General features: G+C 64.6%; 8 protein-coding genes. 1 reads left to right on the top strand and 7 read right to left on the bottom strand.

Annotated features, from left to right (window positions below):
* Positions 1 to 7 precede the first annotated feature (7 nt).
* Genes VEI45_RS25810 through VEI45_RS25785 form a run of 6 tightly spaced genes read right to left on the bottom strand, consistent with a single transcriptional unit; the run spans position 8 to position 4,399 of the window.
* Positions 8 to 256: a hypothetical protein gene (locus tag VEI45_RS25810; protein WP_324857585.1), complete on the bottom strand. Its 249-nt coding sequence runs from the start codon at positions 254 to 256 to the stop codon at positions 8 to 10.
* A gap of 7 nt (positions 257 to 263) precedes the next feature.
* Positions 264 to 797 carry an aromatic-ring-hydroxylating dioxygenase subunit beta gene (locus tag VEI45_RS25805; protein ID WP_324857583.1) on the bottom strand — a complete coding sequence of 178 codons (534 nt, stop codon included), beginning with the start codon at positions 795 to 797 and terminating at the stop codon, positions 264 to 266.
* Complete coding sequence (locus VEI45_RS25800; protein WP_324857581.1) at positions 794 to 2,044, bottom strand: aromatic ring-hydroxylating dioxygenase subunit alpha; 1,251 nt, start codon at positions 2,042 to 2,044, stop codon at positions 794 to 796. Before VEI45_RS25800 ends, VEI45_RS25805 begins: the two co-directional genes overlap by 4 nt.
* The gene (locus VEI45_RS25795; protein ID WP_324857579.1) at positions 2,041 to 2,844 is read right to left on the bottom strand and encodes an enoyl-CoA hydratase/isomerase family protein; all 804 of its coding nucleotides are present in this window, start codon (positions 2,842 to 2,844) and stop codon (positions 2,041 to 2,043) included. Before VEI45_RS25795 ends, VEI45_RS25800 begins: the two co-directional genes overlap by 4 nt.
* Positions 2,841 to 3,644, bottom strand: a complete 804-nt coding sequence (locus tag VEI45_RS25790; protein ID WP_324857577.1) for an enoyl-CoA hydratase/isomerase family protein — start codon at positions 3,642 to 3,644, stop codon at positions 2,841 to 2,843. The genes VEI45_RS25795 and VEI45_RS25790 overlap by 4 nt, the downstream gene beginning before the upstream one ends.
* Positions 3,641 to 4,399: an enoyl-CoA hydratase/isomerase family protein gene (locus VEI45_RS25785; RefSeq protein WP_324857575.1), complete on the bottom strand. Its 759-nt coding sequence runs from the start codon at positions 4,397 to 4,399 to the stop codon at positions 3,641 to 3,643. The genes VEI45_RS25790 and VEI45_RS25785 overlap by 4 nt, the downstream gene beginning before the upstream one ends.
* 92 nt (positions 4,400 to 4,491) lie before the next feature.
* Here VEI45_RS25785 and VEI45_RS25780 point away from each other — a divergent pair, with 92 nt between their 5' ends.
* Positions 4,492 to 5,289, top strand: coding sequence for an SDR family oxidoreductase (locus tag VEI45_RS25780; RefSeq protein WP_324857573.1), 798 nt, complete (start codon positions 4,492 to 4,494; stop codon positions 5,287 to 5,289).
* A 346-nt stretch (positions 5,290 to 5,635) separates the two neighbouring features.
* Here VEI45_RS25780 and VEI45_RS25775 read toward each other — a convergent pair.
* Positions 5,636 to 6,495, bottom strand: an 860-nt coding sequence (locus VEI45_RS25775; protein ID WP_324857571.1) for an acyl-CoA dehydrogenase family protein, incomplete at its 5' end; no start/stop codon positions are given.

The raw sequence follows: 6,495 nt of genomic DNA, 5'->3' as shown, positions 1-6,495 counted from the left end.
GCGCGTCTCACGAACCCGGCTCCTCAGCTTCACCCCGCCAGCGGCTGTGTGACGGGTCGAGAAGACCGGTGAGGCGTTCCTCGGACAGCCAGATAATCGTTTCGAGTTCCAGCGCGTCCAGAAAGCGGATCCTGCCGGTGCGGAGATCCTCCAGACGCAGCCGGGGCGCGTTGCCATTAACGTCGAACCGGACTGACACCTCAGCGAACTCGCTGCCGACGACGGGGCCGTCACCGTCTTCGAAATCGATTGTCATGCCGCCCTCAGATCAGAAACCCAAGCGTGGGTAGCGGTTGATCGTTGTCCACCAGCACCACCTTCTTGTAGGCGAGTAAGAGGTCATCCCCTCGGCGGCGTAGCCGGTAGGTGGTACGACCGCCCCACAGATGAGTCCCGCGCGAGCGTGACTCGATGGCCAAGAAGTTCGCGCCGACCTCCAGGTCGACGGAACCTTCGGAATTCTCTCTGCCACCAAGGAATTCGATGTTGGCCAACATCCGACGCAGATTGGACGGCGGCACCTGCGCGTAGCGTTTGCCCGTGCGCAACTGGTTCAAGCGAGTGGAGATGCGGTTGCGGTTGTCATAGATGACCGACATCTGGCGCTGCGGGTCGCCGCCCTCGCCGCCGATGGGCACCCAGTACAAGGCGTCGTCGGTCCATAACGCTTCCCATGCGTCGTAGTCGCCTTCGTCGGCCAGTCGCGCCTCCCGGTAGAGGAACTGCTCAACTATGTGGTGGTCGAATCCTTCGGGCACCGGTCCCAGACCGGCCGGCGTCCGCACCACGGACGTCATGACGCCTCCATCAGTGACTTGTACTGCCGCCAGAATCCGCGCATGCCGGTCTCGTCGGTGGCCGCGCCTATCGTGAAACCGTTGTCGTCGACGCGTTCCCGGTTCAGCCCACGACGCACGTCGAGCCACTCGGGTGTGAGCGCTGCGATGCCGGCCTGGTTGCGCTCGTACATCTCGGTGTCGTCAGCCAGCAGCATGCCCGCCGGGCCGACCGATCCCACACACTGTGACACCATGCGCCGGTTGAGCTCAGACGCTCCCACGAGTTGCACCGCCGTCGAGTACTGGATGCACTCGCCCACCGCCACCGGTTGGATGTTGAACACCTGGATCTCGGCAATGAACAGATTCGGAAAGATCATCACGTGCGGCCCGCCCTCGATGAGGATGCGCTCGGCGTCCGCGCCATGTTTGGCGCGCATCGCCGCCACGTAGTCGGGGACCCGTGACTCGGTCGTACCGAACCAGCGCATCGGTTCAGCGAACTTGCGGAACTCCGGGCGCAGATCGTTCTCGCTGTGCCCGTTACCCAGATCCCGGGTCACCGCGCTCGAGGAATCGCTGTAAAGCGGCCCGATCGGACTGCCGGTCACCCCGAAGATCGATCCGTGCACGAACTGCGGGTGGTAGCCGTCGGTTTCGTTTTCGGCCAACAGTTTCCAGTTCGCCCGGGTCCGGTGCTGCAGCCATCCGGCACTGAGTTCGACGCGGCCTTCGGGAGACAACCGGGCCAACCGGTCGATCTCGCCAGCCGCGCCGCCGAGGTGCTCCAACAGCGTGGGACCTTGCACGGCGAAGCTACCGAAGACGAAGCCATGGTAGGAGTCGACCCGCGGCACCTGCCCGAGAGCCAGATCCAGCTTGCGTTGGCCGTAGCCTTTAAAGAACGGAAACCCGACCAGTTCGCCATTGTTGCGGTATGTCCAACCGTGGTAGGGGCAACGGAATGCCGACGCGTTTCCCTTGGCGTCGTCGCATACCTGGTTGCCTCGATGCGCGCACCGGTTCAGCAGCAGGTGCAGGTCGCCGTCGCGGTCACGGGTCATGATGAGGTCCTGCAGCCCGAGACGTTTCCGGATATAGTCGCCCGGCTGAGCCACTTCGCTCTCGTGGCCGACGAAAACCCATGTGCGATACCAGATCTTGCGCAATTCCTCGGCGAAGATAGCAGAGTCGGTGTACAGCGAGCCGTGCACCTTGTCGAGCTTGATCAGCCCGTCATACGGGCTGTCGGTGACCGCGGTCATGGTTGTGTCCCTTTCGCTGCACCGAAGACCGGCTGCCGTTTCTCACGAAACGCCGCGACGCCTTCGGCGAAGTCATCAGTATCGAAAAGCTCTGATTGGCAAACGGCTTCGCGCTCGAGCAGCTCGAACGGGTCGACGGTGCCTGGATCAGCCAGCAATGCCTTGATCACCCCGTAAGCCCGCGAGGGTCCTGCCGCCAGTCGTTGGGCGTCGCGGCGCGCCGACTCCAGGGCCCGGCCAGGCTCCACGACCGCGTCGACAAGGCCTATTTCGAGGGCCTGCGCCGCGGAGATCGGCGCCGGAAGCATCAGCATCTGCCGTGCCCGCGCCGCTCCGACGCGCGCCGGCAACGACACGAAGGCCCCCATGTCGCCGGCCAGTCCGACACTGGTGAAGGTGGTCGCGAACGTCGCGTCGCCCGCCGCGACGACGCGGTCACAGGCGGCGGCCAATGCGGTGCCCGCGCCGTACGCCGACCCTTCGACCGCTGCCAGCACCGGCTTGGGTGTGTTCCAGATCGCGCGGATAACACGCTGGGCCAGATGTATTCGGTCTAGGGCGCGCTCAGCGGGCATGCGCTGCATCGTCGCAATGTCCCCACCGGAACTGAACACCGGACCCGCTCCGGTCACGACGATGACGCGGACGTCGGGATCGCGGTCCGCGGACTCGATCGCCTCGGCCAGGGCGATGCGCAACTCGATGTCGATCGCGTTGCGCTTCTGTGGCCGATTCAGCGTCACTGTGCGCACCGCGGTGTCATCGTCGACGAGCACAGGGTGGGCGGTCGTGGCGGTCATTGGCCGGTGAACCTCGGCGGGCGACGTTCGATGACGGCGCGCAGACCCTCGAGCGCGTCGGCGGTGCCGGACAGTTCGGACACCGTGCGTGACTCCTCGGCCAGCCGCTGCTCAACCGAGGCGCCTACCCCGTTCCACACCAGGCGTTTGGTGGCAGAAACGGCCAGCGTCGGCGAGCTCGCCAACGTGGTAGCGATTTCGTTTGCCCGGGTGGACAACTCGTTGTCCGGCACCGTCTCGGTGACCAGGCCGATGTCGCGTGCCTCCCCGGCCGACAAGGTGGGGTTGAGCAGGAGTATCCGCAGCGCCTGACGCAAACCGACGAGTTGGGTCAGCGTCACCGACGACCCGCCATCCGGGGCCATGCCCACCCGCACCGCACCGGAGAAGAATTTCGCCGATTCGGCGGCGACCACGATGTCAGAGGCGCAGACCAAACCCAGCCCGCCCCCGCCGGCGGCGAAACCCTGCACCGCCGTGACCACGGGTATGCGTAGCTGGATCAGCGCCGACGTCGCCAACTGCAGCCAGGCCGTCGCCTCCCGCAGATACTGCGGAAGATCCGCGCCCTTGGACTCGAAGGTGTGGATATCGCCACCGGCGCAGAAGTTGCGTCCCTCGCCGCTGAGCAGCACCACCTGGGCCGAGGCGTCGGCGTGGCAGCGCAGGATTGCCTCGTGCAGTGCTTTGAGGAGCTCCACATTGAGCCCATTCGAGGCTTCCGGCCGGTTCAGACGCAGCCGAGCGATGCCATCCGAGTCGACATCGAGTGTCACCGGCGACGCGTCAATGGTGGTCATGAGGATGCACCTACCCGTCTGAACTCGTTGACGCCGTGATCGGTGATGTGCCCTACGACCGCGGCGATCTCGTCGTCGAGGCCGTGCGCCAGCGACTGCTGCTGAGCGCCGACGACGAGTTTCTTGATCCTGATCACCGCCGCGCGGTCGCGGCCGGCCAGCTGCGTCACGAAATCGCGCACACCCGCCTCGAAGTCGTGGGGCGCAAAGCTGCGGTACGCCAAGCCAAGACGCACTGCATCCGGCCCGCTCAAGCAGTCGCCGCTCAGCAGCAGACCCAACGCGATCTGACGTCCGACCAGGCGGGGTAGCCGCTGCGTACTGCCGCCGCCGGGAACCATGCCGAAGTTGATGTGGCTGTCGGCGATCTTGGCGTCATCACTGATAAGCACGATGTCTGCTGCCTGCATCAACTCGAAGCCGCCGGCCATGGCGACACCCTCCACGGCAGCGACCACCGGGATGTCGACCGTACCGATCACGTCACATGCCCGGCGGAAGGCGTCGAACAACGTACGCAAACGTTCCGGCCCAGCGGACCGCAGGCGCTCGACCTCGGCGACATCGCCGCCGGCGCAGAAGTTCTGGCCTGCTCCACGAATTACGATCACGTTTACGGTTGGCTCGCCGGATAGCTCGGTCAGTGCGTGTTCGAGCTGGCCGGCCAGTTCGGTTGTAATCGCGTTCATGCGCTTGGGCCGGTTCAGCGTGATGTGCCCGACGCCGTCCGCGTTCGCGTGCTGCACGACGCTCACGTGTAATCCCATCCGTTGGTTCACAAATTTCTAATCTAGGTTAAACTATTGCCTGGATAGCCACAAGCAAGGCTGCACAGCGAGGAGTCGGCATGGATCTCGGGTTGGCGGATGCGCGGGTCGTCGTCACCGGAGGCGCCTCCAATATCGGGCGCGGCATAGTGCATGCGTTCGCAGCTGAAGGTGCACGCATAGTGATCAACGACATCGACGAGCCGCAGGCTGAGAAGGTGCAAGCCGAAGCCAAGGAATTAGGAGCCGCCGAGGTGAGGATGGTGACCGCCGACCTTACGGTTCCCGGAGCGGCCGAAGAAGCGGTGGGCGCCGCGCAGACCGCGTGGGGCGGCCTGGACGTACTGGTCAACAATGCGGGCTGGACGGCCCCCGGATTCATCGCCACCGATACCGACCGGGACAAGTGGCAGCGCACCATCGAGATCAACCTGTTCTCCGCACTCGCGGCGACCCAAGCGGCAATACCCGTCATGAAAGAGGTCGGGGGCGGAGCGATCGTGTTCATCGCTAGCGAGGCCGCATTCGGACAGATCAGGGTAAGCGTCTACGGTGCATCGAAGGCGGCGATGGTGGCACTGGCTCGTACCACTGCGCGAGAACATGGCCGCCACGGCATCAGATCCAACATCGTCTGCCCGGGCCTGGTGATCCCGGAGGGCCCGGAAGCCGTTGGCACACATAGCCTGTGGGCGGTGGGACAGGATGCGGTCTTTAACGAGAAGCAGATCGATTTCATGCTCAAGGACACGCCGCTGCGAAGGCTCACCACCGCCGATGACATTGGGCGCGCGGTGGTGTGGTTCGCCTCGCCCCTGGCGGCACGGCAAGTCACCGGACAACTGATCTCGGTCAGCGGCGGCTACACGATGCCGTGAGATCTGGAGAGCACGGGTCAGCTGACGCTGTCGAGTGAGTCGTGGTCGTCCAGGAAGGTGGCGATGCGTTCCCAGCAGCGCGCCATGTAGTCCTTGGGTTGCATGACGGGTTGGAAGCGGCCGGCGCCGATCGTCAAGAGCGAGAAGATCACGACATGGAAGGGCTGTTGGCGATAGCGCAGCCAAGCCTGCTCGAATGCGGGTGCCGGACATGCAGTTCGCCGGACCGATCACCCGCTTGACTTCAAACTTCTCGAACGAGCTCACGTCAATGCCGGTGACCTTTACGCCGGGCAATTGCGAAGGCGGCGTGCGATAGCGACCACGCGACGTTTCCGGCGGTACCTTATTTGAGTTCGGACGACGACAGGCCCAGCAGGCGGCGCGCGACCACCAGCTGCTGAATCTGTTGGGTTCCTTCGAAGATGTCCATAATCTTCGAGTCACGTGCCCACTTCTCCAGCAGCGTTTGCTCGGAATAGCCTGCGGTGCCTGCCAATTCGACAGCTTTGAGGGTGATATCGCTGCCCACCCGGCCAGCCTTGGCCTTGGCCATCGACGCCTCTTTGGAGTTCGGGATCCTGTTGTCGGCCTGCCACGCCGCACGCAGCGTCAGCTGGTAGCTGGCCTCCCAGTCGGCCTCCATCCGCAGAAACTCGGCCGCAGCGGCGCTTTGAGCATGCGACGGTTTGTCGTAGGAGATCTCCACGCCGGCGTTGGTCAGGATCTTGCGCAGCTCTTCCAGTGTGGCGCGGGCGATTCCGACGGCCATCGCCGCGACCACAGGCCGGGTGTTGTCGAAGGTTTCCATCACCCCGGCGAACCCCTTGCCGGGCTCGATTTCTGGGTTGCCCAGCAGGTTGTCCTTGGGGATGCGGGCGTTGTCGAACCGGATGACGGCGGTGTCTGAGCCCTTGATTCCGAGCTTGTTCTCCAGCCGCTCGACGGTGACACCCGGGTGCTCGCGCGGCACGATGAACGACTTGATCGCCGGGCGGCCCTTCGACTTGTCCAGCGTCGCCCACACCACGATGTGGGTGGCCCGCGAACCGGCGGTGACGAAGATCTTCTCGCCGTTGATCACGTACTCGTCGCCGTCCAGCTTGGCGGTGGTGGACACCGCCGCCGAATCGGACCCGAAGGCCGGTTCGGTGATCGCCATTGCCGCCCAGACCCTGCCCAGACGCTGCAGCTGCTCATCAGTGG

The organism is Mycobacterium sp., from assembly GCF_035623875.1.
Classification (GTDB): Bacteria; Actinomycetota; Actinomycetes; order Mycobacteriales; family Mycobacteriaceae; genus Mycobacterium.
Note: the sequence above shows the minus strand (reverse complement) of the source record. Positions and strands in the feature narration are given on the sequence as shown.